Origin of the sequence: Corallococcus sp. AB011P, from assembly GCF_003611605.1 — a bacterium.
Lineage (GTDB): Bacteria > Myxococcota > Myxococcia > Myxococcales > Myxococcaceae > Corallococcus > Corallococcus coralloides.
In genome coordinates this window covers 1-2,372 of record NZ_RAVX01000057.1, presented here as the reverse complement: position 1 = coordinate 2,372, position 2,372 = coordinate 1, and the positions used below count along the sequence as shown (strand labels likewise).

Genomic DNA, 2,372 nt, shown 5'->3' with positions numbered 1-2,372 from the left:
CACCTGGCTCGCCCCGTTCGGGTGTACATCCGCCAGTCCACCCTCATGCAGGTCCACGAGCACCGGGAGTCGACCGAGCGCCAGTACGCCCTGGTCGAGCTGGCGAAGAAACTCGGGTGGGACGCCGCCCAGGTCGAGGTCATTGATGAAGACCTGGGACAGAGTGGAGCCAGTGCCACCTCGCGCAAGGGCTTCCAGCGGCTGACGGCCGAAGTCAGCATGGGCAAGGTGGGTGCCGTCCTGTCGCTGGAGGTGTCGCGGTTGGCGCGCTCCTCGGCGGACTGGCATCGGCTGCTGGACCTGTGCGCGCTGTCCGACACGCTCATCATCGATGACGATGGCGTCTACGACGCCAACGACTTCAATGACCGGCTGGTGCTGGGCATGAAGGGCACCATGAGTGACGCCGAGCGCCACGCCATGCGCCTGCGCTTGCAGGGCGGCATCCTGCATAAAGCGAAGAAAGGCCAGCTCGTCTTCTCGCCTCCGACTGGATACGTCTTCGAGAATGGCGCGCTTGTCTTCGACCCCGACGAGCAAGTGCAGCGGGCGGTCCGCCTGCTCTTCGAGCGCTTCCGCTTGGAGGGGAGCGTCAGTGGCACTGTGCGCTACTTCAACCACCACCAGCTGCTGTTCCCCACGCGGCGCGCCCATCGAGACGCTCCTGCGCAAATCGAATGGCACCCGCTGAGCGTCCCGCGTGCGCTGGCCGTTCTGCGTAACCCGGCGTACGCAGGTGCCTACGCGTGGGGACGAAACCGGGACCGGCATGCGCTCGTGGATGGCGTGGTGCGACGCAAGCACGAGAAGCTCCAGGCGCGCGAGCAGTGGCATGCGTTTCTGCCGGACGCCCATCCGGCCTATCTCCCCTGGAAGCAGCACGTGGAGAACCTGCGGCGCGTCGAGGAGAACAGCGCCGGATTCACGCGTGCGCCAGGGCGTGGAGCCGTGCGCAATGGCCCGGCGCTGCTGCAAGGGCTGACAATATGCGGCAGGTGCGGGCGACGGATGAATCCGGTCTACCCCTTGGCGGACCTTCCCTGTTACCAGTGCAGCCTGCGCCCCTATGGTGAGGCGAACTGCTGGTCCACGGTGGCCCACCGCATTGATGCCAAGGTGAGCGAGGCCGTCCTCCAATCCTTCGCACCGCCCGAGTTGGACCTCTCGCTGGCAGTCCTCAAACAGGTGGAGCACCAGTCGGCCGAGGTGGACCGCCAATGGAAGCTGCGTCTGGAGCGGGTGCGCTACGAGGCCCAGCGCGCCGAGCGTCAGTACAACGCGGTCGAGCCGGAGAATCGCGTGGTGGCTCGCACCCTGGAGACTCGCTGGAACCAGAAGCTCCAAGAAGTGGCGCAAGTCGAGCGGGAGTATGAGCAGGCACGGAGTACTCCCGGGCTGGAGTTGTCGGACAAGGACAAGAAGAAGATTCTGGCCCTGGCGCGCGAGCTGCCCAAGCTCTGGAGCGCTCCGACCACGACGAATGCGGACAAGAAGCGCATCCTGCGGTTGCTCATTCAGGACGTCGTCCTCGTACCCGTGGACGTGCCCCAACGCTCCACCCGGATTCGCATCCTCTGGAGGACGGGCGCCGCCAGTGAACTGCGGGTTGCCCGGCCCACCATGGACGAGGCCCGCCGGATGCCGCCTCAAGTCCTCGAGGAGATTCGCCGGCTGTCCCGTCAGCACCTCAGCGACCCGCAGATTGCCGAGGAACTCAATCGGCGAGGTTTCAAGAGCAACCGGAAGAGTCGCAGTGGCCGTTTCACCCAGTCGTCCGTGGCGACGCTCCGCAGGCGCAAGGGCATCCAGGCGGGACGTCGCTCTGGATGGAGCAGCGTCCAGGTGCCCGAGCGGGACGAGCAGGGGCGCTATTCCATCCGCGGCCTGACAGCGTGCTTCGGAGTGACAGCCTCGATGGTCCTCTACTGGGTCAAGAGCGGCCAGTTGACTCCTGTGCCCGACCACGTGCCCATGCGCGGGCGCAGCAAGCAGCCCCTCTGGTTTGAGATGACGCCCGAACTCCAGGCGCTCCTGGCCAGAGCGCGCCGCCAGGGCTACGCGCAGGGCAATCCACCTGTCCACGTCGGCCGTCGACGACCGCCGCCTCGCCTCCCAGACGGCCGCTACTCCACTCGCGGCCTCATCGAGAAGTACGGAGTAACCGATGCTGTCGTGCGGTACTGGATAAAGAAGGGCCTTCTCAAGCCGGAGCGGGACCTGCCCAGGGGTTTTTTCTGCTTCCGACTGACCCCCGCCATCGAGCGCCGCATCAAAGCCGCTCTTACACATGGAGCGAGCCGCCAAAGGACGAGGCAACATCATCGTCGTCGCAGCCACTCCCGCTAACACAGGTGTTTTGATGACAGTTCCGG

1 protein-coding gene is annotated in these 2,372 nt (G+C 65.7%); it reads left to right on the top strand.

What is annotated here, in order from left to right:
* Nucleotides 1-2,346 (top strand): recombinase family protein (locus D7X30_RS41285; protein ID WP_147443447.1); only part of this gene is annotated, 2,346 nt, incomplete at its 5' end.
* Between the last annotated feature and the right edge of the window lie 26 nt (nucleotides 2,347-2,372).